The organism is Nonomuraea sp. NPDC005692 (assembly GCF_040631115.1).
GTDB lineage: Bacteria > Actinomycetota > Actinomycetes > Streptosporangiales > Streptosporangiaceae > Nonomuraea.
In genome coordinates, this window is record NZ_JBEXYU010000002.1 from 87,698 (window position 1) to 113,160 (window position 25,463).

Annotated in this window: 30 protein-coding genes and 1 tRNA gene; 16 read left to right on the forward strand and 15 right to left on the reverse strand. The window is 70.1% G+C overall.

Annotation, left to right across the window (positions count from 1 at the left end):
• Positions 1–108: 108 nt before the first annotated feature.
• The 3 genes from ABZ459_RS05155 (at position 109) to ABZ459_RS05165 (ending at position 1,668) form a co-directional block, all read left to right on the forward strand.
• Positions 109–471 (forward strand): nuclear transport factor 2 family protein, encoded by a 363-nt coding sequence (locus ABZ459_RS05155; protein WP_357966098.1) that lies wholly within the window; start codon positions 109–111, stop codon positions 469–471.
• Positions 472–877: 406 nt separating this feature from the next.
• Positions 878–1,297, forward strand: a complete 420-nt coding sequence (locus ABZ459_RS05160; RefSeq protein WP_357966101.1) for a hypothetical protein — start codon at positions 878–880, stop codon at positions 1,295–1,297.
• A gap of 17 nt (positions 1,298–1,314) precedes the next feature.
• A complete protein-coding gene (locus ABZ459_RS05165; RefSeq protein WP_357966104.1) occupies positions 1,315–1,668 on the forward strand; it encodes a YbaB/EbfC family nucleoid-associated protein in 354 nt (117 codons plus the stop codon).
• 15 nt (positions 1,669–1,683) lie between these two features.
• Here ABZ459_RS05165 and ABZ459_RS05170 read toward each other — a convergent pair whose 3' ends face one another.
• On the reverse strand, positions 1,684–2,592 hold the full coding sequence (locus ABZ459_RS05170; RefSeq protein WP_357966106.1) for a hypothetical protein: 909 nt from the start codon (positions 2,590–2,592) through the stop codon (positions 1,684–1,686).
• A 396-nt stretch (positions 2,593–2,988) separates the two neighbouring features.
• Between ABZ459_RS05170 and ABZ459_RS05175 the strand changes: the two genes are divergently transcribed.
• From ABZ459_RS05175 to ABZ459_RS05185, 3 genes are all read left to right on the forward strand, one after another.
• The gene (locus ABZ459_RS05175; protein WP_357966108.1) at positions 2,989–4,134 is read left to right on the forward strand and encodes a ring-hydroxylating oxygenase subunit alpha; all 1,146 of its coding nucleotides are present in this window, start codon (positions 2,989–2,991) and stop codon (positions 4,132–4,134) included.
• Between the two features lie 124 nt (positions 4,135–4,258).
• Positions 4,259–4,810 (forward strand): RNA polymerase sigma factor, encoded by a 552-nt coding sequence (locus tag ABZ459_RS05180; protein ID WP_357966111.1) that lies wholly within the window; start codon positions 4,259–4,261, stop codon positions 4,808–4,810.
• A complete protein-coding gene (locus tag ABZ459_RS05185) occupies positions 4,807–5,658 on the forward strand; it encodes a hypothetical protein (protein ID WP_357966112.1) in 852 nt (283 codons plus the stop codon). Before ABZ459_RS05180 ends, ABZ459_RS05185 begins: the two co-directional genes overlap by 4 nt.
• 25 nt (positions 5,659–5,683) lie before the next feature.
• Here ABZ459_RS05185 and ABZ459_RS05190 read toward each other — a convergent pair whose 3' ends face one another.
• Both ABZ459_RS05190 and ABZ459_RS05195 read right to left on the reverse strand, forming a co-directional pair.
• Positions 5,684–6,217, reverse strand: coding sequence for a hypothetical protein (locus ABZ459_RS05190; RefSeq protein WP_357966115.1), 534 nt, complete (start codon positions 6,215–6,217; stop codon positions 5,684–5,686).
• A gap of 45 nt (positions 6,218–6,262) precedes the next feature.
• Positions 6,263–6,895 (reverse strand): hypothetical protein, encoded by a 633-nt coding sequence (locus tag ABZ459_RS05195; RefSeq protein ID WP_357966117.1) that lies wholly within the window; start codon positions 6,893–6,895, stop codon positions 6,263–6,265.
• On the opposite strand from ABZ459_RS05195, the gene ABZ459_RS05200 reads away from it, so the two are divergent.
• Positions 6,879–8,270, forward strand: coding sequence for a hypothetical protein (locus ABZ459_RS05200; RefSeq protein WP_357966119.1), 1,392 nt, complete (start codon positions 6,879–6,881; stop codon positions 8,268–8,270). The genes ABZ459_RS05195 and ABZ459_RS05200 overlap by 17 nt on opposite strands.
• Positions 8,271–8,352: 82 nt before the next feature.
• Here ABZ459_RS05200 and ABZ459_RS05205 read toward each other — a convergent pair whose 3' ends face one another.
• From ABZ459_RS05205 to ABZ459_RS05215, 3 genes are all read right to left on the reverse strand, one after another.
• Positions 8,353–8,973: a TMEM175 family protein gene (locus tag ABZ459_RS05205; protein ID WP_357966121.1), complete on the reverse strand. Its 621-nt coding sequence runs from the start codon at positions 8,971–8,973 to the stop codon at positions 8,353–8,355.
• 458 nt (positions 8,974–9,431) lie between these two features.
• Positions 9,432–9,505, reverse strand: a tRNA-Pro gene (locus ABZ459_RS05210).
• A gap of 64 nt (positions 9,506–9,569) precedes the next feature.
• Positions 9,570–10,433: a metallophosphoesterase gene (locus ABZ459_RS05215; RefSeq protein WP_357967435.1), complete on the reverse strand. Its 864-nt coding sequence runs from the start codon at positions 10,431–10,433 to the stop codon at positions 9,570–9,572.
• Between the two features lie 89 nt (positions 10,434–10,522).
• On the opposite strand from ABZ459_RS05215, the gene ABZ459_RS05220 reads away from it, so the two are divergent.
• Positions 10,523–10,978, forward strand: coding sequence for a GatB/YqeY domain-containing protein (locus tag ABZ459_RS05220; protein ID WP_357966123.1), 456 nt, complete (start codon positions 10,523–10,525; stop codon positions 10,976–10,978).
• 568 nt (positions 10,979–11,546) lie between these two features.
• Here the strand turns inward: ABZ459_RS05220 and ABZ459_RS05225 are convergent.
• Positions 11,547–13,877 (reverse strand): transglycosylase domain-containing protein, encoded by a 2,331-nt coding sequence (locus tag ABZ459_RS05225; RefSeq protein ID WP_357966124.1) that lies wholly within the window; start codon positions 13,875–13,877, stop codon positions 11,547–11,549.
• 244 nt (positions 13,878–14,121) lie between these two features.
• On the opposite strand from ABZ459_RS05225, the gene ABZ459_RS05230 reads away from it, so the two are divergent.
• Positions 14,122–14,418, forward strand: a complete 297-nt coding sequence (locus ABZ459_RS05230; protein WP_090771382.1) for a WhiB family transcriptional regulator — start codon at positions 14,122–14,124, stop codon at positions 14,416–14,418.
• Positions 14,419–14,471: 53 nt separating this feature from the next.
• Here the strand turns inward: ABZ459_RS05230 and ABZ459_RS05235 are convergent, their stop codons facing one another.
• Both ABZ459_RS05235 and ABZ459_RS05240 read right to left on the reverse strand, forming a co-directional pair.
• The gene (locus ABZ459_RS05235; RefSeq protein ID WP_352321366.1) at positions 14,472–15,599 is read right to left on the reverse strand and encodes an ArsA family ATPase; all 1,128 of its coding nucleotides are present in this window, start codon (positions 15,597–15,599) and stop codon (positions 14,472–14,474) included.
• On the reverse strand, positions 15,596–16,600 hold the full coding sequence (locus ABZ459_RS05240) for an ArsA-related P-loop ATPase (RefSeq protein ID WP_357966127.1): 1,005 nt from the start codon (positions 16,598–16,600) through the stop codon (positions 15,596–15,598). Before ABZ459_RS05240 ends, ABZ459_RS05235 begins: the two co-directional genes overlap by 4 nt.
• Positions 16,601–16,731: 131 nt before the next feature.
• On the opposite strand from ABZ459_RS05240, the gene ABZ459_RS05245 reads away from it, so the two are divergent.
• From ABZ459_RS05245 to ABZ459_RS05260, 4 genes are read left to right on the forward strand one after another with little or no spacing between them, the layout of a single operon-like run.
• Complete coding sequence (locus ABZ459_RS05245) at positions 16,732–16,887, forward strand: hypothetical protein (protein WP_352321370.1); 156 nt, start codon at positions 16,732–16,734, stop codon at positions 16,885–16,887.
• Positions 16,884–17,342: a RidA family protein gene (locus ABZ459_RS05250; protein WP_357966130.1), complete on the forward strand. Its 459-nt coding sequence runs from the start codon at positions 16,884–16,886 to the stop codon at positions 17,340–17,342. Before ABZ459_RS05245 ends, ABZ459_RS05250 begins: the two co-directional genes overlap by 4 nt.
• Before the next feature lie 49 nt (positions 17,343–17,391).
• A complete protein-coding gene (locus ABZ459_RS05255) occupies positions 17,392–18,210 on the forward strand; it encodes an NUDIX hydrolase (protein WP_357966132.1) in 819 nt (272 codons plus the stop codon).
• Complete coding sequence (locus ABZ459_RS05260) at positions 18,207–18,995, forward strand: MBL fold metallo-hydrolase (RefSeq protein WP_357966135.1); 789 nt, start codon at positions 18,207–18,209, stop codon at positions 18,993–18,995. Before ABZ459_RS05255 ends, ABZ459_RS05260 begins: the two co-directional genes overlap by 4 nt.
• On the opposite strand, the gene ABZ459_RS05265 is transcribed toward ABZ459_RS05260, so the two are convergent.
• On the reverse strand, positions 18,977–19,657 hold the full coding sequence (locus ABZ459_RS05265; RefSeq protein WP_125644033.1) for a Crp/Fnr family transcriptional regulator: 681 nt from the start codon (positions 19,655–19,657) through the stop codon (positions 18,977–18,979). The two genes, ABZ459_RS05260 and ABZ459_RS05265, sit on opposite strands and share 19 nt — an antisense overlap.
• Positions 19,658–19,790: 133 nt before the next feature.
• Positions 19,791–20,219, reverse strand: a complete 429-nt coding sequence (locus tag ABZ459_RS05270; protein WP_357966138.1) for a hypothetical protein — start codon at positions 20,217–20,219, stop codon at positions 19,791–19,793.
• A gap of 76 nt (positions 20,220–20,295) precedes the next feature.
• Between ABZ459_RS05270 and nth the strand changes: the two genes are divergently transcribed.
• Both nth and ABZ459_RS05280 read left to right on the forward strand, forming a co-directional pair.
• On the forward strand, positions 20,296–21,018 hold the full coding sequence (gene nth, locus ABZ459_RS05275) for an endonuclease III (RefSeq protein ID WP_357966140.1): 723 nt from the start codon (positions 20,296–20,298) through the stop codon (positions 21,016–21,018).
• A gap of 49 nt (positions 21,019–21,067) precedes the next feature.
• Positions 21,068–21,733 carry a CoA pyrophosphatase gene (locus tag ABZ459_RS05280; RefSeq protein ID WP_357966143.1) on the forward strand — a complete coding sequence of 222 codons (666 nt, stop codon included), beginning with the start codon at positions 21,068–21,070 and terminating at the stop codon, positions 21,731–21,733.
• A 21-nt stretch (positions 21,734–21,754) separates the two neighbouring features.
• Here the strand turns inward: ABZ459_RS05280 and ABZ459_RS05285 are convergent, their stop codons facing one another.
• Positions 21,755–22,246 carry a HEAT repeat domain-containing protein gene (locus ABZ459_RS05285; RefSeq protein ID WP_357966146.1) on the reverse strand — a complete coding sequence of 164 codons (492 nt, stop codon included), beginning with the start codon at positions 22,244–22,246 and terminating at the stop codon, positions 21,755–21,757.
• Between the two features lie 103 nt (positions 22,247–22,349).
• Between ABZ459_RS05285 and ABZ459_RS05290 the strand changes: the two genes are divergently transcribed.
• The gene (locus tag ABZ459_RS05290; RefSeq protein ID WP_357966149.1) at positions 22,350–23,540 is read left to right on the forward strand and encodes a MarP family serine protease; all 1,191 of its coding nucleotides are present in this window, start codon (positions 22,350–22,352) and stop codon (positions 23,538–23,540) included.
• Here ABZ459_RS05290 and ABZ459_RS05295 read toward each other — a convergent pair.
• The 3 genes from ABZ459_RS05295 to ABZ459_RS05305 are packed head-to-tail and all read right to left on the reverse strand — an operon-like array spanning position 23,537 to position 25,344.
• On the reverse strand, positions 23,537–23,980 hold the full coding sequence (locus ABZ459_RS05295; RefSeq protein ID WP_357966152.1) for a DUF309 domain-containing protein: 444 nt from the start codon (positions 23,978–23,980) through the stop codon (positions 23,537–23,539). The genes ABZ459_RS05290 and ABZ459_RS05295 overlap by 4 nt on opposite strands.
• A gap of 16 nt (positions 23,981–23,996) precedes the next feature.
• On the reverse strand, positions 23,997–24,914 hold the full coding sequence (locus ABZ459_RS05300) for an alpha/beta hydrolase (protein WP_357966154.1): 918 nt from the start codon (positions 24,912–24,914) through the stop codon (positions 23,997–23,999).
• Positions 24,904–25,344 carry a phage holin family protein gene (locus tag ABZ459_RS05305; RefSeq protein WP_357692590.1) on the reverse strand — a complete coding sequence of 147 codons (441 nt, stop codon included), beginning with the start codon at positions 25,342–25,344 and terminating at the stop codon, positions 24,904–24,906. Before ABZ459_RS05305 ends, ABZ459_RS05300 begins: the two co-directional genes overlap by 11 nt.
• Positions 25,345–25,463 lie beyond the last annotated feature (119 nt).

A 25,463-nucleotide genomic window follows, 5' to 3' on the forward strand; every position in this document is an offset into this window, starting at 1 on the left:
ACCCGCCGGAACGCCGGACGCGCTTCGGACGCGCCGGCCTGTCGCACGGGAACGCGTCGTCCCGTATCGTCCCCACCAGCGACCCCGTCCCCGTGAGGAATGATCAACATGTCCCACGATGTGGTACGACGCGTTTTCCGGACGGTCGACTCGTTCGACCCCGACAAGTTCGCCGAGCTGCTGGCCGAGGACGCCATCCTGGTGTTCGGCAACGCCGAGCCCATGGTGGGACGCGACGCCGTCGCCGCCGGCCTGCGGACGTTCTACTCGACCATCGGTGGCCTGCGGCACCGGATCGTCCGGGACTGGCAGGTGGGGGCCGACACGATCGCCGAGACCGAGGTGACGTACCGGCGGCTCGACGGCAAGGACGCCGCGGTGGTGGCCGTGTCGATCTGGCACACCCGCGACGACGGCCTGATCTCGAACTACCGCATCTTCGCCGATCTCGCCCCCATCTACGAGTCGTAGCCCCTGCCCCGTATTCCTGTCGGTATTGTGGACAACTCTGTGCGCCCGCCGGCGGCCACGTACCGACAGGAGAACCGTCATGCCCACCTACGAGCCGCCCACCCCCACCCCGACCGGTACCCCCGCCCCGAGCCCCACGTCCCCGACCCCCAGCGAGCCCCCGACCCCCAGCCCCACGACCCCGTACCCCACCCCCACCCCGACCTCCACCGGAACCCCGACCCCCACCGGGACACCAACCGGGACACCAACCGGAACGCCGACCCCGACCGGGACGCCAACCGGGACGCCGACCCCGACCGGGACCCCGACCTCGACCGGGACGCCAACCGGGACCCCGACCCCGACCGGGACGCCAGCCCCGACCTCGACCACCACCCCCAGTGGGACACCGAGCCCTTCGGCGGTGGCTCCCGCCCCGAGCGCCACCCCCTCGGCCCCCGCCCCGACCGCGGCCGCCCCCCAGGGCTCCGGGATGCCGACCACCGAGGTGCACGGCACCACCTTCACCAAGGCCGCCGGCGCCTTCCTCGCCGAGCGCACCGAATTCGCGACCGACACCCGCCGCATCCTCGACGCCCTCGCCGCACTGGGCGACTTCGCCGGCACGGACGAGACCGCGAACACCTTCAAGAAGAACTATTCGACGGCCCTGAAGAAGGCCGAGACCTACGTCGACGCCCTGCGCGACGTCTATCCGGCGGTGGCCGACCGCCTGGCCGACATGCGGACCAGCTTCGACGTCGCCAACTGGGCCACCATCGAATCTCTGCCCAAAGTGTCCGACCCGCCAAGGCTCTCCCCCAAGGACGGACAGCTCATCTGACACCCCTGGAGCCCCCGATGACCACCCCCGAAGACCCCACCCCCTACCTCGACGACGAGATGCGTCACCTCCTCGGCCAGTTCCAGGCCGACGTCCGCCCGCTGGAGGAGTTGCAGCAGACCCTCGACGCCGTCCGCGGCCGTGGCGAGGCCGCCGACGGCCAGGTGACGGCCGAGGTGCTGCCGACCGGCGCGCTCGGCGGCCTGCGCATCGATCCGCGCGCCATGCGACTGGGTGCGGACGCCCTGGCCGAGGCCGTCCTGGCCGCCGCGAACGCCGCCGCCGAGGACCTCGCCGCCCAGATGTCCGGCCTGATGACGACCGGTCTGGCCCCCTTCGCCGACGAGGTCCGTCGCTTCACCCGGGACTGACGACGTGACCGGCACTCAGTACCGGCGCCACCGCCTGAACTGGTCCTGGCCCGCGGCGACGCCCAGCTTGGCGAGCATCTGCTGCCAGGTCGGCAACAGGCTGACCGGGTCGTCCACGACGTCGCCCGGCCGGTTGAGTGCGTTGGCGGTGGTGCTGAAGATGGTGGACCCGGTCAGGAACACGACCGCGTTCCGCGCCGCCGGGTTCTTCGGCAGCACGTTTGCGGCCTTGCCGAAGTTGGCGGGGTCCACGTGGTAGAAGACCATGGCCGCCGCGAAGTTCTTCAGCATGTAGTCGCCGCGGTCCCCCCAGGAGCCGGTGTCCTCGCCCCTCGCCAGCTTGAGCCCGTCGACGACCGCCTGGTCGAGAACGGTGTAGGCCAGGCTGCCCCCGACGGCGTAGATGAACCGCTTGCCCACGGCGTGCTCGAACATCTTCAGCAGCAGCCGCGCCTGCGACCTGCGTATCGCCCAGTTGATCATCACCTGGACCTTCTTGTCGATCGCCGGCCAGCAGAAGAACATCAGCAGTTCCAGCCACTGGATCATGGCCATCGTCCGCAACGTGTGCTGGGTGCGCTCCAGCAGTTCGGCATAATCCTCGACCGCGTCCGCCAGCCCCCGGACGTAGGCGGAGACGCGCGGCGGATAAGGCGCGATCTCCTGGTTGAAATACGTCCGGAACGCGTCAATGCCCGCACCGGAACTCGGCGGACGCCAGACCCGGGCCGCCACCTCCTCCACGTCGTCAAGGCTGGCGTCCACGCGTCCCGCCAGTTGCCGCAACAACTCCGCGGCCGCCCGCGCCTTTGCCGGATCGCCGTCGGGATAGGCCACGCTCAACATCTGCAGAACCACACCGCCCACTCCGACGGCGGAGAACATGAACCCCGCCATCGGCAGCGCCCGGGAAGACGGACTCATTCGACAACCCCTTCTGCTGAAATCAACAATTGATCGTCGGATCATCCCATCAATATCCTCGATAACGCCAGTCCCAGATTTCCGCCGCCGTTCAGCTGCCGGTCCGATCGGAGTTTCCCGTCAGGGCCCATTACGAGCCCCGGATACCGCCCATTGCGCACCCGTAGCAGTGCGGCGCGATAATCGCCAAGACCGGTGCGGAGGCGGCGGTCTCGATCGGCTTTCGTGGCCGGCGCTTTCCTGCTCATTCGCGGCTTCTTCTTCGGCCGGACGGCCTCCGGGGCCCGCGCGAACGACGCCCGAAAGGGCGAAGGCGGCGTCACCCATGGAAGCGAGCCGGCGATCCGTACACAATGGATCATCAGCCCTCAATGCGGCTCATGCCCCGGAGGTACGGTGACCCCCGCCTCGAACCCCGCATTCGATCACATCTCCGCCGGATACCACCCCGATCCCGCACTGTCGATGTCCCTGCACGCCGACGCCTATACCGACCCGAAATGGCACGACATCGACCAGCAGGCCATCTTCGCCCGTACCTGGCAATGGCTGTGTCACGTGGAACGCCTGCGGGCGCCGGGCAGCTACGTGACGGGAACGGTGGCCGGCCTGCCGATCGTCGCCGTACGGGACGAGTCCGGCATCCTGCGCGCCTTCTACAACGTGTGCAAGCACCGAGCGCACGAACTCCTGACCGGTTCCGGCGTCCGGCGCAGCATCGTGTGCCCGTACCACGCCTGGAACTTCGACCTGACCGGCCGCCTGCGACGAGCCCGCAACACCGACGGCATGCCCGGCTTCGATCCCGCCACGGTGTGCCTCGACCGGATCCAGGTCACCGAGTTCGCCGGCATGGTCTACGTCAACCTGGCCCCCGACGCGCCACCTCTGACGGAGCAGGCCGGGAGCCTGGAGACGGAGATCGCGGCACGGGCCCCCGACGTGGCCGGGCTGACCCTGGCCCGCCGGCTCACCTACGACATCGCCTCCGACTGGAAGAACGTCGTCGACAACTTCCTGGAGTGTTACCACTGCCACGTGGCGCACAAGGACTTCGTGTCCCTGGTGGACATGAGCACGTACAAGGTCACCACGTACGGCATCTACTCCAGCCACATGGCGCAGGCGGGCAGGTCGGAGAACTCCGCCTACGACGTGTCGGGCGCGACGGTCACCGAGCACGCCGTCTGGTGGCTCTGGCCCAACACGTGCCTGCTCCGCTACCCCGGCCGGGGGAACTTCATGGTCCTGCAGATCGTCCCCGACGGCCCCGGGCGCACCCGCGAGACCTGGGACTTCTACCTGGAGACCGCCGAGCCCGACCAGGCCGAGCTGGACAGCATCCGCTACATCGACGAGGTGCTCCAGGTGGAGGACATCGCCCTGGTGGAGAGCGTCCAGCGTGGCATGCGCACGCCCGCGTTCACCCAGGGCAAGATCGTGTACGACCCCGACGGCTCAGGACTGTCGGAGCACGCCGTCCACCATTTCCACGGCCTGGTCCTGGACGCCTACCGCCACCACCTCGACCACCGACCGTAGGAAAACCGCAGCGACAAGGCCGCTTCCGTACTCCGGAGGCGGCCTTCTCCGTATTCGCCTGTCACGCCCGCACCCATCCGGACACCTGCTTGATGTGACATACCCCTACGGAAGGGACGACCACGTGGGCCCACCGGACCCCCGGCAACGCTTCGAGGAGCTCTACACCGAGCACTACGCGACCGTCTCCGGTTATGTGCGGCGGCGCAGCGACGACCCTCACGACGTCGCCGACGTCATCGCCGAGACGTTCACGACCGCGTGGCGGCGGCTCGGCGAGGTGCCCACCGGCGACCGCACCCGGCTCTGGCTGTACGCGGTGGCCCGGCGAACGCTGGCCAACCACCGCCGCGGCGAGTCCCGCAGGGCGGCCCTCACCACGCGCCTGCGCGCCGAACTCGCGGAATGGACCGACCCCGCGGCCGGCACCGCGCCCGAGACCGCCCGCGCGGCCTTCATGCGGCTGTCCGCCGACGACAGGGAGGTGCTCTCGCTCGTCGCCTGGGAGGGGCTCGGCAACGCCGAGCTGGCGCAGGTGCTCGGATGCTCGCGCCTCGCCGTCCGGCAGCGCCTGCACCGCGCCAGGAAGCGCCTGGCGGCCGAGCTCGCCGCCGAAGACCCCGATCTTGCCCGGTACGGCTCGCGGGCCGTCCGTCTCGCCAAGGAGACCTCATGAACGACGAACTCGACGACATCGTCAGGCATCTCGCCTCGCCCGCGGGGCCGGGCCTGACCGACGGCGCCCGGGAGACCATGTACAAGATCATGGAGGCGGAGCCGGCCCCCGCCCTGCCCGCGCGCAGGAGGCGGCGCACCCTGCTCGCGCTGCCTGCCGCGGTGGGCGCCCTCGCGGCGTCGCTGGCCGTCGTCGTCACCCTCGGGCCCGCCTCGGCCTCGGCCCTCACCGTCAAGGACGAGGGCGGCTACTTCGTCATCGAGGTCAAGGACATGTTCGCCAAGCCGGAGGTGTACCAGCAGCAGCTGCGCGACGCCGGGCTCGACATCAAGCTGCGGCTGCTGCCGTCCACGCCCAGCAACGTCGGCTCGGTCGCCCCGAGCACGGTGGAACCGAACGGGATCGAGGTGGTCGACCGGCAGGAAGGCTGCGAGACGGCGGGCGGCTGCCCGATCAGCATCAAGGTCAGCCGGGACTTCAAGGGTTCGGCCGAGGTCATCCTCGGCCGGGAGGCGCGTCCCGGCGAGAAGTACGAGATCACCACCGGCTTCGACTCGCTGGGCGAGCCCATGCACTGCGCGCCGTACCACAACAGGCCCGTCAGTGAGGTGCGCGCCCTGCTCAAGGCCCGCGGTGTGGACGTCCAGGCGTTCGACGTCCTCGGCCCCGCCTTCTGGACGAAGGAGGGGGAGGAGACCGAACCGGTGACCAAGGCGTCGGTCCCGGAGTCCATGCACGTCGTCGGCGGCTACCTGACGATGGCCGGCAAGGCGACGCTCCAGGTCAGCGACTCGGACCTGCCCGCCGACCTCGTCCGGACACTGCAGCAGAAAGCCGGATGCCGGTGATCCGGCACGGACTCTCGTCATCGCGCTACATGGAACCGACCTTGCCGTCGGAGAACTCCGGCCTGTCGGCCAGGCGAAAGAGCATGACGACCAGGACGACGAGCGCGGCGAACCACCCGGCGAGCAGGACGGGTGACAGTTCGGCGTAGCCGTGCCCGGCCAGCAGGCCGGCCGCGCCCAGACCCGCCACCGCCCAGCGCAGCACGTCCAGCAGGGCGACCTGTGAGGTGTCGCCGCTCAAGCGCAGGTGGATCATGAACGCGTCCACGATCAGCCAGACGGCGATCAGGGCGCCGGCCGTGGCGGCGATGCCGATCACGTCCTTGATCGGCCCGTCCGTGGGTTCGCCGCCCATGAAAACGGCCACCAGCGAGACGGGGACCATGCAGCCCGCCGATGTCCGGGCCCTGGCGAAGGCGTCGCCGGGCTGCTCCAACGACAGCAGCCCGGCGGCGCACAGCCCCCAGCCGACGGGGTCGAACAGCAGGTCGAGGCCGTTGAGCCGGAGGGCGCCGAAGGCGACGACCAGCCCGGTGGCGATCTTCGTTACGGGACGCACGCGCAGTGCCCTTCTCCTGTGGGCGGCTCTCCTGTCGGACGGCGGTCAGAACTCGCCGCTCACCGCCTTGTTGCACACCAGGCCGGCCAGGCCGCGTTGCCAGGCCACGGGTACCTGGCCCGCCTTCCCGGTCAGCTGCCACGACGTCGGCGTCACCTCCGACGAACCCGTCCCCAGCCAGGTCCGGTAGGTGAATCGGATCGGCCGCGGCTCGTGCGGCACCGCCCCGCAGTCGGTGATGACGATCCGCCGGCTCACCGAGTCCATTCCGCGGCCCTCAACAGTGGTCTTGGCCGATTCGTCCTGCGAGCTCTCGGGAGGGAGCAGACGCAGGCCCGGTATGGACATTGAGATATCCGTGATGGTGATTGGGGAAATCGCCTCGTTCTCGAGCTCGAACAGGGCCCTGGTGGACAGCACACCATTGTCGTCCACGTCGGCCGAGGGAAAGAAGCTGTCGATTGTCCATTGGATCCGCGGCGTTGTCGCCCCTGACCACCACAAGCTCGCCGCCACACACATCAGCACGAGACAGATGGACACTACGGCCGGCATACGCGTACGCGGGGCGATGCCGAATTGCTGCCATATATCCGCTGAACTCACGAGATGGAACCATATATCGTGGCGCCTTGTGTCGATACCCCCGGTGATTTCCTGGGTGGCGGTGCTGGTCACCGTGCTCGCCGCAGCCGTGCCCCTCAGCCAAGGACGCCTCGACAGGTTCGCCGCCCTGACGGGCCTCACCGTCGCCGGCACCAATGCTCGCCGGATCATCACCTATTTCACCGGTCTGCGCCGGTGGCGGCTGGTGGCCGTGGTCCTCGCCGCCCCCGTTGCGGGCCTGACCGCGGATCCGTTCTATCTTGTCCTGGGCTGGTGCGTGGTTCCGGTATTCCGTGTCGTACGGTCGCCGGACGCTAACGCCCTTTATCGCCGGGTCTGGCTGCTCGCCGTGTGCGGTTCCGCCGTGACAGGTTGCTATCTCCTGCTATCGCGGGGAATCACCCCGACCCGGCTCGCCCATGCTGTCGTCGTGGTCGCGGTGGTGACAGCGATATCGTATGCCGAGCGAAATGCCGGGCCGGAAATTCCGGACGAGACGGACTCGGCCATTCGCCGATGGTCTGTTCGCGCCGGATATCTGGCGGGAGCCGCGACAGTGCTCGCCGGTGTTCTCATCGTGCCCCGGCAGGCGCTGCCGAGCGAAGTGCAGCAGTACACGATGCCCCGGCAGTTCCCGGAGCAGCGAGCTTCCTTCCAGGAGATCGGCGAGGTGAAACGCCCCACCTGTCCTTGGATCGACGAGATGGACGACCCGTGCCGCTACTGGCTGGTGGACGACATGCCGTTCCCGCAGGCCGCGCCGTACGTCGTCATGAAGGGCGGGGCGCCGAAGGCGGCGCCGTTCGTGGTGAGCCCCGATCGGCGAACCGCCGTCTACCTGGACCGGACCTCGCGCCGCATGGTCTACGAACACGCGGGGACCCGGCATGATCTCAGCGGCCGGCTCGCCGACGCGGACGTGCCCGAGGTGAGCGTCAGCGACCGCGGCAGGTACGTCGCCCTGGCCAGGAACGGCACCCGCGTCATCGACACCAGGTCGTGGAGCGAGATCACGCTTCCCGGCGCGCTGAAGGTGCTCCAGGTCAACTCCGCGGGCGTGGTGGTCACGACGGACTCCCGCCTGGTGGCCCACGACCATGGCGGCAAGGAACTGCTGAACATCGCCATCCCCGACGTGCTCCTGAAATCCGACACCGCCTTCCTCAAGCCGGACCGCAGCCGGCTCGTGGTCATCAGCGAGTACGGCGACCTCGTCGAGACCTACGACCTCACCACCCGCGAGCGCATCCACCGCGTGCGCCCCCGCCTCCCCGACGGCGATTCGATCGAATCGGGCAAGGGCTGGTCGACCAAGGGCCCGTTCGAGGTCCTCCGAGGGAACGCGGGGACGGAGGAGCGCAGAAACTTCTTCCTCGACCTGGCCACCGGCAAGACCTGGTACACCAAGAACAGCCCGCCGGACGGCTACCAACCCGCCAACCAGTAGGACGAACGGAACACGGGCTCCCGCTCCCAGCGGCAACCCCGAACTCGCGCCTCCTACCTGCGGCGATACTGTCCGTGGGGTGCTACGCAGCCTGTCGCCTAGGGCGCATGTCGAACATGTAGAAGATGAGCAACAACACGTAGAACACGAGCGCGCCGATCGCACTGAACGCGCCGATGACGGTCGCGACGAGATAGAGCACCGGCCCCATGCCCCAACGAAATCGCAACGAGCGTGCCTCGGCCGGAGTGATGTGCCCGCCGAGGTGGCGGTGCCCTGACGAGGCGTACCACCACACGGCGTTGTAGAAGATGCCGCCGATCACCAGCACGATTCCATAGAAGACGGCGGCCATCTGGGTGCCATGGTCGGCGTGCAGCGCCTCGGCCAGCACATGCGTGGGAAACGGCAAGAAGGCGACATCCATCAGGAGGAGCACGTTGAGGGCCAGCAGCAGGCCGTCGGTCCTGCGGATGAAGTGGAACATCCGATGGTGGTTCATCCAGATCATCCCGACCAGCAGGAACGTCACCATGTAGGCGAGGTAGGACGGCCACAGGCCGATCAGCGCACCCCCGAGGTCCTTTTCCCAGCCTTCGGGCAGCCGGATCTCGAGCACCAGCAGCGTGATCGCGATGGCGAAAACGCCGTCGCTGAACGCCTCCAGGCGCCCGGTGCTCATCACGGAAGAGTCATCGCTCACGCCGCGTATCGTAGCGAGGGCTACCAAGTCGCCCGATGGCGGGCAGTTCTGCCGTAGCGTCTCAGTGGCACGGCGACGCTGAACCTCGTAAGCACACACCGAAGAACCTCAACTGTGGTGTTCGGGCGCGGCCATCCCGTGCGGCGCGGTCAAGCCATGGGACCACAGCGCTGCTCCGTGTCGAGCCGACCGGGCACAAGGCGACACCAGGACCCGCAAGCCCCGCGGAACCGATCGAGACCATCGCCGCTCTCGTCGGGTCGCGGGCGCCGGCGTCACCGAAACCGTCTACCGGCGCCGGTTCAAGCCGGTGATCACCAAGGACGCTCACCATGAACACCGTCTTCGGCGACAAGCCGACGGGTTGAGTCCGAGCGAGATGGCTCCCATCGACTTCCGGAAACGGAAAAGGGCCCGACCCGCTGAGCGGATCAGACCCTCTACCTGGTCAAACTGTGTCGGGGTGGCGGGATTTGAACCCACGACCTCTTCGTCCCGAACGAAGCGCGCTGCCAAGCTGCGCTACACCCCGGTGCACGCCCGTCTTGCGCGTGCTTGAGAAAGTCTAGCGGACTTCGCGGGTACTCGTGACCGCCTCAGCGTCGCGGAACCAGCGTGAGCAACGTCGCCTCCGGGAAACACGCGAAACGGGCCGGTGCGTACGGCGAGGTGCCGAGGCCGGCGGACACGTGCAGCCAGGAGCTCTCGTGCCGGCTCAGGCCCTTCACGCGGGCACGGTCGATGCCGCAGTTGGTGACCAGGGCGCCGTAGAACGGGATGCAGAGCTGGCCGCCGTGGGTGTGGCCGGCGAGCAGGAGCTGGTAGCCGTCTTCGGCGAAGCGGGTCATGTTGCGGGGCTCGGGGGAGTGCATGACGCCGAGGCGGAGGTCGGCGTCGGCGGGGGCCGGGCCGGCGACCAGGTCGTAGCGGTCGCGGGAGATGTGGGAGTCGTGGATGCCCGCCACCGCGACGTCGAGGTCGCCGATCTTGACGCGGGCGGTGGTGTTGTTCATGTCCAGCCAGCCCTCGGCGGCCATGCCGGCGCCCAGTTCCTCCCACGGGAGGTTGGGGATGTGCTGGCGGCGGTCGTTCTTCGAGGTACGCCAGAGGTAGCGGGCCGGGTTCTTCGGCTGGGGGGCGTAGAGGTCGTTGGACCCGTAGACGTACAGGCCGGGACGGGACAGCAGGGGCTCCAGGGCGTGCAGGAGCGCGGGGACCGCTTCGGGGTGGGCGATCGAGTCGCCCGTGTTGACCACCAGGTCGGGCTCCAGGGCGCCCAGGGAGCGCACCCAGTTGATGAGCATCGTGCGCCTGGGGGTCAGGTGCAGGTCGGACAGGTGCAGCACGCGTACGGGACGCCGCCCGCGCTCCAGCACCGGCACGTCGAAGCGGCGCAGGCGGAACCAGTTGCGCTCCACGACGGAGGCGTAGCCCAGCCCGGCCAGGCCGAGACCGATCATGGACAGGGGCACTGCGACGGCTTTCCTCACGTACTCATGATGCCTGACAACGGGCACGAGGCGTCCCGGCAGACGGCAAGATGGACCGCATGAGCGCAATGAAGGACAAGCTGAAGGCCGATCTCACGGCCTCGATGAAGAGCCGGGACGAAGTCCGTCTCCGGACGATTCGCATGGCTCTGGCGGCCGTGAACGTCGAGGAGGTGGCGGGCAAGACGGCCAGGGAGCTCAGCGATGACGAGGTCATCAAGGTGCTGACCAAGGAGGCCAAGAAGCGGCGCGAGGCCGCCGAGGCGTTCCAGAACGCCGGACGCACCGAGCAGGCCCAGGCCGAGCTGGACGAACAGGCGGTGCTGGAGGAGTACCTGCCGGCGCAGCTCTCCGACGAGGAGCTGGCTCAGATCGTCGACGCGGCCGTGGCCGAGACCGGCGCGTCCGGGCCGCAGGCCATGGGGCAGGTCATGAAGGTGGTCAACCCCAAGGTCGCGGGCAAGGCCGAAGGCGGCCGCGTCGCCGCCGCCGTCCGCGCCCGCCTCACCGCCTGACCACCCGACACCGCCCACCCGCCGATCGCCACACTCGCGCCGCCTTCGCGTGGGGGCCCTCACTCGGGACGCCGCCCTCGGGACGCCGCCCTCGTGACGCCGCTCCCGCGACCCGAGCCTCGGGACGCCGCCCTCGGGACACCGTCCTCGGGACGCCGCCCTCGGGGCGGTAGCGGCCTGACAGGGCGGCGGAAGCGGTCCGCAGTGACGGCGACGGTCCGACACGGCGGTGGCGGCTCACGAGGCAGCGGCGGTCCCACGGAGCTCCGTGGTGGCGGCAGGAGCAGCCCTGCAGGCGGTGGCGTTCCGAGGGGGCGGCGGCGACGGTCCGACGTGACGGCAGCGGCCCTTCATGGCGGCGGCGGTCCGCCCGAGCGGTGGTGCCGGTTCACCGGGGCGGCGGTGGTCGCGGGACAACGGTGTCCGTCTGAGGGGTGTTGTGGGAGGTGGGCAGGGGCGGCCGGGTGAGAGGGCCGTCCCTGGGAAGCCTCTGGGGCGTTGTACGCGGGACTGGGCGGCCATAGAGCCCTAGAGGGGCGATGTCGCCCCAAAGGCCGCCCCATGCCTCTCAGCGGCGGGTTCGGGCCGCCGGGGCGGTGAGCCCGGTGTTGGCCTGGCCGCCGAGCCCGTCGCCCAGCCCGTCGCCCAGCCCGCCGCCGAACCCGTTGCCCGGCCGCTGCCAGTCGCCCGGCCCACGCCCGTCTCCGCCGCCGTCGCCACGGTCGTTGTGGTCGCCGAAGAAGTTCTCGAACGGATCGCCGTCCCCCGGCCCCTCGTCGCCCCCGCGCTTCTTCTTCTTGGGCTTCGGCGCGCACTTGTCGGAGCAGCCGCCGAACCGCGAGTGGTCCACCGGCGTGAACTCCGCCGGCTCCACCCCCTTGAGCGCCTGCATCATCGCCTGCTTCCAGATGGGCCCGGAGATCGAGGCGCCGTACACGTACGGGAAGTACTGCCCCCCGATCGTGACCCCGATCAACTTGTGGGTGGAGGCGCCGCGCGGGTCGCCGAGGCTCACGGCCGAGGACAGGTTCGGGGTGTAACCGGCGAACCAGGCGGACATGTAGTCGTCGGTCGTTCCGGTCTTGCCGGCCGCGTCACGACCGATGCCGCCCACGCCGCTCATCGTGCCCTTGGTGAACACGCCCGAGAGGATGCCGCTGACCGCGTCGGCGACCTCCTCCTCCATGACCTGCGAGCACTTCGGCTTGTACTGCTTGGCGGCGCCGTTCCTGTCCTTGATCTCGGTGATGGCCAGCGGCTGGCAGTACTGGCCGCGCGAGGCGAACACGGCGTAGGAGTTGGCGATCGTCACGGGGTCGACCTCGTTGACGCCCAGCGTGAACGTCTCGACCTCGCGCAGCTTGCCGCCGTCGGCCCGCTTGACGCCGAGGCGCTTGGCGAGCTTGACGACCTTGCAGAGCCCGACCTCCTGCTCCAGCCTGAGGAAGAACGTGTTCACCGAGCCCCACGTGCCGGTCTGCAGGGTCTTGAAACCGCCGCCGCCCTCGCTGGAGTTGTGCGCGGTGTGCGAGGGGTCGCCGACGTTGTCGCCCTTGCAGTCCTTGAACGAGTTGTACCCGCTCGCGGTGAACCCGGCCGGCGAGGGGAAGCCGTCGCCGTACTTCAGGCCCTCCTCCAGGGCGGTGGCCAGCGTGTACGCCTTGGCCGTCGAGCCCTGCTGCAAGCCGCGCCCGCCGCCGTGCGCGGCGTCGGCGACGACGTTGTAGCTCATCTCGTTCTTCTTCTTGCTGCCGCCGAACTTGCGCGAGGCCGCCATCGCCTTGATCTCGCCGGTGCCGGGCACGACCATGGCCTGCGCGGCCACGGGCTTGTCCTTGGGGCTGACGTACTTCTTGATGGCCTTCTCGGCGGCCTTCTGCATCTTGGGGTCGAGCGTGGTCTTGATCGTCATGCCGCCGCGCTGGAGCAGCTTCCTGCGCTCGTCCTGGTTCTTGCCGAAGTCGTCGTTGTTGAGGATCTCGTACTGGACGTAGAGGCAGAAGTACGGGAACTTGCTGGCCTCGCAGCCGCCGGGGAACTTGACGTCCTTGTAGCCGAGCTTCTCGGCCTTGGCCGCGTCGGCCTCCGCCCGGGTGATCTTGTGGATCTCGGCCATCCGGTCGAGCACGGTGTTGCGGCGCAGCAGCAGCCGTTCGCGCGACTCGGGGCCGACGTTGGGGTCGGTGCGGGCCGGGTTCTGGACGGCGCCGGCCAGCGTGGCGGCCTCCGACAGGTCCAGCTCGGAGGCGGGCTTGTCGAAGAAACGCCTGGCCGCGGCCTGGATGCCGTGCGCGCCCGCGCCGAAGTAGGCGATGTTGAGGTACTTCTCCAGGATCTGCTGCTTGCTGTACTTGCGCTCGATCGCCATGGCGTACCGCAGCTCCTGGAGCTTGCGGGACATCGTCGGGGCGATGGCCGCCTGCTGCTCCTCCGGCGTCTCGGCCTTGTTGACCAGCACCTGCTTGACGTACTGCTGGGTGATCGAGGAGCCGCCCTGCATGACGCCGCCGCCGGTGAGGTTCTTCACCAGGGCGCGGGCGGTGCCCTCGACGTCGATCGGGCCGTGCTCGAAGAAGCGGAAGTCCTCGATCGCGATCAGCGCGGTCTGCATGATGGGCGAGACCTTGTCGAGGGTCACGGACTGCCGGTTCTCGTAGTAGAACTGGGCGATCTGCTTGCCGTTGGCGTCGACCAGCTTCGTGCGTTCCGGCAGCGGGGGTTCGTCGAGTTCCCTGGGCTTGAGTTCGAGTCCGTCCATGGCGGTCTTGGCCGACACGCCCGCCCCGCCGACCGCCGGCAGCGCCACCGCCGCCGCCAGCACACCCGCCGCCGTCCCGGCGATGATCAGACGCAGGACGCTGAGGAGCGGGTGGGAGCGGTCTTTGCCCTTCGCTTGCACGCTCCCAAGGGTACGTCGAAACACTGTCCTTATCGGTAACACGACACCATTTCGCCTTGACTGGGAGGGGTGACTAGTCATTCCCGGTCAACAGTCCGGCGAGAAATTGGTCCTCTGGGGTCTGTCGGCCCGAACGTGAAGTTGCGTACGTTCATCCTCTGCGGCAACTGAATACGGAGGCTCGGCGCCCGCGCCCGTCGGCCCCAAATGACGACTGACCACCTAAGGGGAGTGGGGTCGAAAAATGTGGATCACGGATTGGACCTCCCGTGCCGCCTGTAAGGGTGCGGACCCGGACGCGCTGTTCGTCCAGGGCGCCGCACAGAACAGGGCGAAGCTGATCTGTCGAGGATGCCCGGTCCGTACCGAATGCCTCGCCGATGCGCTGGACAACCGCATCGAGTTCGGGGTGTGGGGCGGTATGACCGAACGCGAACGCCGTGCGCTGCTCAGGCGCCGGCCCGACGTGGACTCGTGGCGCGACCTGCTCGAGTCCGCGAAGGAAGAGTACGAACGGACCAATGAGCTGATCGCGGGCTGATCGGGCCCGCGGCGGGAAAGCACGGCCGGCGCCGCCCGTCGGCCGTGCTTTCTCTACGCGCTCGCCAACAGGTTCCCGATCTGCCGCAAGCCGGCTAGGTCGTGGACATCTCCGGACATCGCACGTACCTGTGCCACGGGCACCGTGGGATGTGCCGAGACGAAATGCTCCTGCTCGCGGCTCTCGCGAGTGGCGAGTTGCATCCGGCCGGTGTGCAGCCGCAGCACAGCGGCCGTCAACTCGTGTTCGCCCCTGGACTCCAGGTCCTCGGCCGCGGCGGCGCTGCGTGCCGCCGAGAGTGCCGAGCCGGGCGACACGTGCACCCGGTTCACCACGAGCCCGGCGAGGGGCATGCGCTCCTCGGCGAGCCGTTCCACGAAGTACGACGCCTCCCTCATCGCGTCGCGCTCCGGCGCGGCCACCACGAGGAAGGCCGTGCCCGGCGCCTGCAACAGCTTGTACGTCATCTCGGCCCGCTGCCTGAACCCGCCGAACACGGCGTCCAGCGCGGACACGAACGTCTGCAGGTCCTTGATCACCTGCGCGCCGAGCAGCTTGGTCATCGCTCCGGCCATCAACCCGAACCCGGCGTTGAGCAGCCGGAACGCGCTGCGCCCGCCCGCCTTGGCGGGGGCGGTGAGCAGCCGGATGAACCGTCCGTCGAGGAAGCGGCCGAGCCGCTCGGGCGCGTCGAGGAAGTCCAGCGCCGACCGCGAGGGCGGCGTGTCCACGATGATCAGGTCCCACTCGTCGGAGCGACGGAGCTGGCCGAGCTTCTCCATCGCCATGTACTCCTGCGTGCCCGAGAAGCTGGAGGACAGCGACTGGTAGAAGGGGTTCGACAGGATCTGGCGGGCCCGCTCGGGGTCGGCGTGCGCCTCGATGATCTCGTCGAACGTGCGCTTCATGTCGAGCATCATGGCGAAGAGCTGGCCGCCGCCCTCGGGCGAGCTGACCAGGCGCGGGGTGTTGTCCAGCTCGGTCAGGCCCATCGACTGGGCCAGGCGGCGCGCCGGGTCGACGGTCAGCACGACCGCGCACCGGCCGCGTTCGGCGGCGCGCAGGCCGAGGGCCGCGGCGGTGGTGGTCTTGCCGACGCCGCCGGAGCCGCAGCAGACGATGATCCGGGTGCCCTTGTCGTCGAGGATCGCGTCGACGTCCAGGGGGATGGGCTTCTTCACACGGCTCCCCGGTGGGTGCGGAGGACTTCGGCCAGCTCGTACAGGCCGGCCAGGTCGACGCCGTCGGCCAGCAGCGGCAGCTCGACGCGCGGCAGGCCGGCCTCGGCCAGCGATTCGCGCTCGGCGTGCTCCAGCTCGGTGCGGCGGGCGTGCTCGACGACCTCCTCGGAGAGCGCCTCGGCCATCGCGGCGGCGTCGGAGGTGTCGGCGAGACCGGCCGCCTTGAGCCCCAGCGCCAGCTCGCCCACGTCGAATCGGCCCTTGACAGCCATGTCAAGAGCGGCCTGTGGAAGCAGTGATTCACGGACCATGTTGATGAAAACGCAACCTGCGGGAAGCCCGGCCGAGCGCAATTCGGCGACCCCGTCGAGGGTCTCCTGCACCGGCATCTCCTCCAGGAGGGTGACGAAGTGCACCATCGTCTCCCTGGACTTCACGACGCCGTTCACGAGTTCCGAGTGGTTCTTGATCGGGCCGACCTTGGCCAGGCCGGCGACCTCCTGGGTGACGTTCAGGAAGCGCGTGATGCGGCCGGTGGGCGGCGCGTCGAGGACGACGGCGTCGTAGACCCTGCGGCCGTTCTTGCCCCGCCTGCGCACGGCCTCGGTCGTCTTGCCGGTGACCAGGACGTCGCGGAACCCGGGGGCCACGGTGGTGGCGAAGTCGACGATGCCCATCTTGGTCAGCGCGCGCCCGGCCCTGCGCATGCCGTAGAACATCTCCATGTATTCGAGCATGGCCTCTTCGGGATCGATGGCCAGCGCGTACACGTCGCCGCCGGAGGGCGCGACGGCGATCTTGCGCTCCTCGTAGGGCAGCGGCGGCAGGTCGAAGATCTGGGCGATGCCCTGCCTGCCCTCCACCTCGACGAGCAGCACCTTGCGCCCGCCCGCGGCCAGTGCGAGGGCGAGGGCGGCGGCGACGGTCGTCTTGCCGGTGCCGCCCTTGCCGGTGACGACGTGCAGCCGCACGTCGCCCCAGTCCGTGTCCGGAGAGTCCACGTTTCGAGGCTACCGAACGGTTACTTGTCGAAACCCGACGGCCACCGTTTGATTGCTCACATTGTGGTCACCGCCCCACGTATGGGTGGGGTGACAGGCCGGGAAGCGGCTTTCCATGAGATCGTCATGCCATGAAGAAATGGGAGTACCTCACCGCTCCGGTGCTGATCCACAACACGAAGATGATCCTCGACAACTTCGGGTCCGACGGCTGGGAGCTCGTCCAGATCGTCCAGGGCGCCTCGCCCGAGCAGCTCGTCGCCTACTTCAAGCGGGAGAAGGCGTGACCCCCGAGGAGCGGATCGCCGAGCTCGGGCACGAGCTGCCCCAGCCCGTGACGCCGCTGGCCGCGTACGTGCCGACCGCCCGTACCGGCGACCTCGTCTACACCTCCGGCCAGGTGCCCATGCTGGAGGGCAAGCTGCACCAGACCGGCAAGCTCGGCGTCGACCTCGGCGTCGACGAGGGCAAGGCGCAGGCGCGCATCTGCGTGCTCAACGCGCTGGCCGCGCTGAAGGCCGAGCTGGGCGAGCTGTCCCGGGTGCGCCGGATCGTCAAGGTCGTGGTCTTCGTGGCCAGCGCGCCGAGCTTCACCGAGCAGCCCCAGGTGGCCAACGGCGCCAGCGACTTCCTGGCCGAGGTGTTCGGCGAGGCGGGCAAGCACGCCCGCAGCGCCGTGGGCGTGGCCGCGCTGCCGCTGGACGCCCCCGTGGAAGTGGAGCTGATCGCGGAGGTCTCCTGACCACCAGGATGTGTCACCATGACCGAGTGATGTTCTAGTAGGAGGTCAGGTGGCCGGTCTTCCCCTTCCCGACGAGCTCGCCGCGCGAGCCAGAGAGATCATCGCCGGGCGGCTCGCCCCCGTCCCGGCGCGCGACGCCGCCACGGTGGTGATCCTGCGCGGTTCGGGCCCGCGCGGCGGGCCCGAGGTCTACCTGCTCCGGCGGAAGTCCACGATGGCCTTCGCGGCGGGCGCCTACGTCTTCCCCGGCGGCTCCGTCGATCCACGCGACACCGACCAGGCGGTGGCCTGGGCCGGGCCGTCCCCCAAGGAGTGGGGCGAGGTCTTCCACGCCAGTGAGAACGTCGCGCGTGGGCTGGTGTGCGCGGCCGTGCGGGAGACGTTCGAGGAGTCCGGCGTGCTGCTGGCGGGGCCGGGGCCGGACAGCGTGGTCGAGGACACCACGGGCGACGACTGGGAGGCCGACCGGCTGGCGCTGATCGACCGGAGTCTGGCCTTCGCCGACTTCCTGGCCAAGCGTGGCCTGGTGCTCAGGTCCGACCTGCTCAAGCCGTGGGCCCACTGGATCACGCCGGAGATCGAGCAGCGCAGGTTCGACACCCGGTTCTTCGTGGCGGTGCTGCCCGAGGGCCAGCGCACGCGCGACGTCGGGGGCGAGGCCGACCACGTGGTGTGGCGGCGGCCGGCCGAGGCGATCGAGCTGTGGCGCGCGGGTGAGATCTTCCTGATGCCGCCCACCTCCCACACGCTCGCCGAGCTGGCCGGGCACGACAGCGTGGCGTCCGTGCTGGCCGAGGAGCGGCGGATCACCGCGATCCTGCCGACGGCCATGGAGGTCGAGGGGGAGATGAGGTTGATGACGCCGTGAGCGGACTGCACATCCCGCTCGGCACGCCCGACGGTTCCCGTACCGAGCACGCCGAGAACCTGCTGGCGCCCAACCCGTCCGCCATGACGCTCGACGGCACCAACACCTGGGTCATCGGCACCCGTGACGCGGTCGTGGTCGATCCCGGGCCCGACGACGAGGCGCACCTGCTGCGCGTACGCGACCATCTGGGCGAGCGGCGGGTCACCCAGATCCTGCTCACGCACGGCCACGCCGACCACAGCGGCGGCGCCAAACGGTTCGCCGAGCTGGTCGACGCCCCCGTACGCGCACTCGACCCGCGCCACCGGCTCGGCGACGAAGGGCTCGGCGACGGCGACGTGATCACGGTCGACGGCCTGGAGCTGCACGTCTACGCCACGCCCGGCCACTCGTTCGACTCGCTGTGCTTCTGGCTGCCCCAGGACAGGGCCATGCTGACCGGCGACACCGTCCTAGGCCGGGGCACCACGATCATCGCCCAGGACGGCGGCCTGGGCGACTACCTGCGCAGCCTCGACCGGCTGCGGGCGGCGGCCGAGGGCCTGGGGGCGCGGGCGCTGCTGCCCGGCCACGGCCCGGTGCTGCCCGATCCGATCGCGGCCCTCGACGGCTACATCGCCCACCGGCGGCAGCGGCTCGACCAGATCAGGGCGGCGCAGGCGCGCGGCGCGCGCACGCCGCAGGAGGTCGTCGAGATCGTGTACGCCGACGTCGACAGGTCGCTCTGGCCCGCGGCGGAGGTCTCCGTGCGGGCCCAGCTCGACTACCTGGAGCGGTTGTAGAGCCGGTCCATGTCGAGGATGACCACGGCCTTGGCCTCGATGCGCAGCCAGCCGCGCTGGGCGAAGTCGGCCAGGGCCTTGTTCACCGTCTCGCGCGAGGCCCCGACGAGCTGGGCCAGCTCCTCCTGGGTGAGGTCGTGGTGCACGCGCATGCCGTCGTCGGTCTTGGTGCCGAACCGCTCGGCCAGGTCGAGTAGCTGCTTGGCGACCCGGCCGGGCACGTCGGTGAAGACCAGGTCGGCCAGCACGTCGTTGGTACGGCGCAGCCGCTGGGCCAGCGCGCGCAGCAGGTGCAGCGCCACCTCGGGGCGGCCGGTCAGCCACGGGCGCAGGTCGTCGTGGCCCAGACCGGCCAGGCGCACGTCGGTCAGCGCCGTCGCCGTGGCGGTGCGCGGACGCGGGTCGAACAGCGACAGCTCGCCGAACATCTCGCTCGGGCCGAGCACGCTCAGCAGGTTCTCGCGGCCGTCGGGCGAGGTGCGGGAAAGCTTGATCTTGCCTTCGAGCACGACGTAGAGCCGGTCGCCGGTCTCGTTCTCGTGGAAGAGGGTCTGTCCCTTGGACAGCTGGACCTCGGTGATGCTCGTCCGCAGCGCCGCGGCGCTCTCGCGGTCGAGCGCGGCGAACAGGGGGGCCTTGCCCAGCACATCTTCGGTGTTCACTCTGCCTCCTCTGCTGCCATTGTGACTCACCCCACTCCGGGCGGCACACACAGGCTATGGGAATGCCCGGTTTAGCCCGGGATTGCCCTGATGTGTCGCGCACTGAAGTGTATGAACAAATCGGGTGACCTGCTTACTTCCGCAGGAGGTCGTCCACGGAGGCGACCGCCGTCGCCATCGTGTGGCCCAGCAGGACGCGTACGACATGGGCCGCCGAAGGGCGGCCGGCCGGCTCCGGACGGCGGCAGCGCTCGACGACGCCGCGCAGCGGCTGCGGCAGCGCGCCGGACCCGCTCGCGAACGTCACCAGCTCGGCCCAGTCCCGCACGTCGGCGGCCGGGCCGCCGCGGCCGGGCGAGCCCTGCACGCCCACCAGCACCTGGCCGCGCGTGCCGAGCGCGACGTTGTCCGGGGTGAGCCGCAGGCCGGTCACGCCGTGGGCGTGCATCCTGGCCATGGCCGCCGCGCTGCCCAGCGCCAGCCGGTGCAGCGCCGCACCGCGCAACGGTCCGCCCGCGCGGACGAACTCGGTCAGTGACTCGCCCTTGTGTCGATCGCCCATGGTCGCCGCCCTCCAAGCCGCCAGGTTGTACGCGAACGCGGCGTAGAAGGTTCAACCGTTCCCATAGTCTTGCGGCATGGCCACGAACGCGGCGGGGCGCAAGCCGGAGACCCAGCTCGCCCTGGTACGCCGGGCGCGCAGGATGAACCGCGTCCTCGCCGAGACCTACCCCGACGCCCACTGTGAGCTCGACTTCCGCAACCCGCTGGAGCTCCTGGTCGCCACCATCCTGTCGGCCCAGTGCACCGACAAGCGGGTGAACATGGTGACCCCCACCCTGTTCGCCAAGTACCCCACCGTCGAGGACTACGCCGCCGCCGACCGCGCCGAGATGGAAGACATCATCCGCTCGACCGGCTTCTTCCGCGCGAAGACCAACAGCATCATCGGCATGGCCCAGGCCGTGTGCGAGCGTTACCGCGGCGAGGTGCCCGGCCGGCTCAAAGACCTGGTCACCCTGCCCGGCGTGGGCCGCAAGACCGCGAACGTGGTGCTCGGCAACGCGTTCGGCGTGCCGGGGCTGACCGTCGACACGCACTTCCAGCGGCTCGTGCGCCGCTTCGGCTGGACCGAGGAGACCGACCCCGTCAAGATCGAGCACATCGTGGCCGAGCTGCTGCCCCGGCGCGAGTGGACGATCTTCTCCCACCGGGTGATCTGGCACGGCCGCCGCATCTGCCACGCCCGCCGCCCGGCCTGCGGCGTGTGCCCGCTGGCCAACCTGTGCCCCTCCTTCGGCACCGGGCCCACCGGCGAGGCGGAGGCCGAGAAGCTGGTCAGGCCCGGTCCCTTCTCCTGATCTGCGAGCAGCGGGAAGTGATCGAGGCCGTGCCGTGTTGGAGGTTGGCGTGACAGAAGTGCCCGACTGGCTCGAACGGCTGGCGGCGCAGGCCGCGCGCATCACGGTCCCCCGTTACCTGCGGCCCCCGGCCGACGGCGGGCGCCTGGCCGCGGTGCTGATGTTGTTCGGCGAGGGCCCGCTCGGCCCCGACGTGCTGCTCATCCAGCGCAGCTCGCGCGGGCGCAGGCACGCGGGTCAGCCCGCCTTCCCCGGCGGCGGCGTCGATCCCGACGACGGCGGCCCGGTCGGCGCGGCCCTGCGCGAGGCGGAGGAGGAGACCGGCGTCGATCCCCGTGGCGTCCGCGTCCTCGGCACGATGCCCGAGCTCTACCTCGACCACAGCGACAACCGGGTCACCCCGGTGTTCGGCTGGTGGCACACGCCGTCCGCCGTGCACGCGGCCTCGCCCGACGAGGTGGAGTCCGTGGAGCGGGTGCCGATCGCCGAGCTGGTCGATCCGGGCAACCGGGTCATGTTGCGGCATCCCAGCGGGCTCGCCGGGCCGGCCTTCCACGTGCGCGGCATGCTGGTGTGGGGGTTCACCGCGATGGTGCTCGACTCCGTGCTGCGCGCGGGCGGCCTCGAACGTCCGTGGGACCAGGCGCGGCTGGAGGACCTGCCGGCCGAGGTCGTGCGGCTGGGCCTGCGCGAGCGGACCACTCCGGCGCCCTGACGCGAGGACGCCGGGCCGGGGTCACTCCGGGGCCCTGAGCGAGACGCCGAGCGAGGCCCAGTTGGCCACGTCGGCGTCGTCGTCGGCGGCCAGGGTGCGCAGCATCTCCAGGCCGGCCCGGTCGGGCGGGTCGCCGAGCACGTGCTGCAGCGCGTACGCCGCCCCGTACCGCACCCTGGCGTCGTCGTGACAGGCCAGGTCGATCACCGAAGGCAGCGAGCGGGGGTCGGCCAGGTGGCCGAAGGCGATCAGCACGGAGTACAGGACCATGGCGTCGACCTCGCTGGCGGCCAGGTAGCGCAGCACCGGCAGCGTACGGTCCACGAACGGCCGCAGCATGCCCATGATGTCCACCCCGAGCAGGCGTTCGGCCACGTTGTCCGCAGCGCACAGGCGGCGTGCCTCGATGAACGACTCCAGGTCGGCCCGCTGGCGCAGCTGGCAGATCACGTGCCAGCGCAGCGGCCCGTCCGGATCGGTGTCGCTGAGAGCTGCCTGGATGAGATCGCGCACTGTTCCCTCGGCCGGCGGCATACCGCTCAAGATAGCCAGGCGGGTGACGCCGTCCTGGCGGAAGACGTGCACACTTGACCGTATCGCTGGTTACCTTTGAAGCGTGCGCGGTGATCTGCTTGACCTCATATTGATCGGCCTCGTGATCGCCTTCGGCGTATCCGGCTACCGACAGGGCTTCATCATCGGCGCGATGAGCTTCGTGGGGTTCGTGGGCGGCGCCGTGCTCGGCATCTTCATCGCTCCGCCGATCGCCAAGGCCGTCGTCGACGGCGACACCCCGCAGGCGCTGCTCGCGATCGTGATCGTCTTCCTGGCCGCCACGATCGGCCAGTTCGCCTCCTCCACGGTCGGCGCGGTCGTGCGCAGCCACGTGACGTGGGAGCCGGCCAAGATGGCCGACGCGGTGGGCGGCACGTTCGCCAGCGCGCTGTCCGTGCTGGTGATCGCCTGGCTGATCGGGTCGCTGATCGTCTCGACGACGTTCACCCCGCTGGTCGACCAGGTCAAGAACTCCGCGCTGCTGACCACCGTCGACGACGCGATCCCGCAGGCCGCGCGCAACTGGCAGCAGCCGTTCAAGAAGTTCGTCGACCGGTCGGAGTTCCCGCCCGTCTTCGACGCGATCGGCGCCGACACGCTGATCGACGTGCCGCCGCCCGCGCAGAGCATCCTCCAGGGCGCCAAGCTGGGCCGGGCCCAGCGGGCCATCGTCAAGGTCCAGGGCAACGCCGAGAGCTGCAACAAGCACATCGAGGGCACCGGCTTCGTCTACGCCGACGGCCGGATCATGACGAACGCCCACGTCGTCGCCGGCGTCACCCGCGACCTCGAGGTCATCGACTACAAGAACGTGCGCCACCCGGCCAAGGTCGTGCGCTACAACCCCCAGCGCGACATCGCGATCCTCTACGTGCCCGGCCTCAACCTGCCGCAGCTCAGCTTCGAGGCCGACGGCAAGCGCGGCGCCAACGCGATCATCGCCGGCTTCCCCAGGGGCAAGGGCTTCACCGCCGAGCCGGCCCGCATCGGCGGCCGCCTCGACGCCGAGGGCCCCGACATCTACCACGGCAGCAACGTCCGGCGGAAGGTCTACGCGATCCGCGGAAAGGTGCTGCCGGGCAACTCCGGCGGCCCGCTGCTCACCGTCGACGGCCGCGTCTACGGTGTGATCTTCGCCGCCGCGGTCAGCGAGAAGGACACCGGTTACGTGCTGACCGCCGAGGAGGTCGCCCCCGACGCCGGCCAGGGCAGGAACGACACCTCCGCGGCCAGCACCCAGGAGTGCGACTAGCCGGGCAGCTCGCGCAGGATCAGGGCGATCGCCTCGCCGGGGTCGCTGTCCTGGGTCAGGCCGGTGGCCGCCCTGCCGACGGCGTCGTAGTCGCCGCCGTACGCCTGCGCCCTGGCCGCGCCGCGGCTGAACAGGGTGACCGCGCCGCGGCCGTTGCCGCGCTGCAGGTGCGTCAGGCCGACGCAGATCTGCGCGAGCCCCTGCCACAGCTCGCGCTCCTCCTCGGGCGCGCACTTCCAGCGGCCCTCGAAGACCTCGTGCGCGTTGAACGGCAGCCCCGCGGCCAGGAAGTGCCGCGCGTCGGCGAGCGCCTGGCCGGCGGTGGGGGCGTAGTCGTCGGGGACCCGGTCGACGCCGGGCGAGCCGTAGGGGAGCGGCCTGCCGTACGCGTCGCGTGGCCTGGCGTTGCGCGGCTTGCCCTGGGGGTCGCGGTCTCTCATCGCTCGCGGGGCTTCCTCATCGGTCGGGCTCGGGGTCGGCCAGCCAGCCGAGCAGCTCAGTGTCGAACACGTCGGGGATCTCTTCGTGGGGGAAATGGCCCGCGCCCTCGAACAGCCGCCAGCGGTAGGGGGCGGCGACGTACCGGCTGGAGCCCTGGGCGGTGCGGGGCAGCACGCACGGGTCGAGCGCGCCGTGCAGGTGCAGCGTCGGCGCCTCGATCTCGGTACGCATGACCCTGGCGTAGCGGCGGCCGTCGGGCCGGAGCTGGGAACGGCCGAACCAGCGGTGGTACTCCAGCGCCGAGTGGGCCACGGCGGGGATCCGGAACGCCTCCCGGTAGGTGCGCGCGGTCTCGGCGTCGGGCCAGCCGGGGGCCGACCAGCCCGCCAGGATCCGGCCGACCAGGGCCGCGTCGTGCCGGGTGAGCCTGCGTTCGGGCAGCAGCGGGAGCTGGTAGCCGAGCGCGTGCCGGCCCGCCCTGAACTGGCCGGGGTCGGTCACCAGCGCGTTGCGCAGCCGCAGCGGGTGCGGCGCCGAGACCACGACCAGCCGGCGCACGCACTTGGGGTCGAGCACGGCCATCGTCCAGGCCAGCAGGCCGCCCCAGCCGTGCCCGACGACGACCGCGCCGGTCTCGCCGAGCGCGCGGATCAGCCCGGTGGCGTCGGCGGCCAGGGTGGGCAGGTCGTAGCCGCGTGGCGGCTTGTCGCTGCCGCCGTAGCCGCGCAGGTCGGCGGCGACCGCCCGGAAACCGGCCTGGGCCAGGGAGGCGAGCTGGTTGCGCCAGGTCCACCAGAACTGCGGGAACCCGTGCAGCAGCAGGACCAGCGGCCCCTCACCGGCCTCCACGACGTGGAAGCGGGTGCCGCCGGCGTGCACGGCCCGGTGTGTCCACGGGCCGTCGATCTGGACGACCGTCTCGTCAGGTGCCATCACGACTCACCGGCTGGCCCTCGGGGCTGGGCACGGGAAGCGTCTGCTCCTCCGGCGTCGCGATCTCCTTGAGGCCCTTGATCGACCTGGCGGTGCGCTTCATCCCGGCCAGGCCCTTCAGCCTGCGCACGCCGACCAGCACCAGCAGGCCCGCGGCCACCAGGTAGAAGACGGTCACGATGAGGAAGGCCAGCCAGTTGGGCAGCCACTGGGCCAGCACGTACGCGATGGTGAACGAGGCCAGGATCAAACACAGGTGCGCCATGAACGCGGCGGCGGCGAACAGGCCCGCGGCCATGCCCACCCGCTTGGCGTCGAACTTGAACTCGGCCTTGGCCAGCTCGATCTCGGAGCGGACGAGGTCGGAGATATGGCTGCTGGCCTGGGCGACCAGCGAGCCCAGGGATTCTTCCTCGGGAGTCTGCGGCATGAACGTCTCCTATCGAGGCCTGGTGGCCGTGTCAAACATCCCGTACTGACGGCTGGGCGCCACCGAACACGCCGAGGACGCTGCTCTTCACAGAACTACCCGATCGCCCACGATAACGC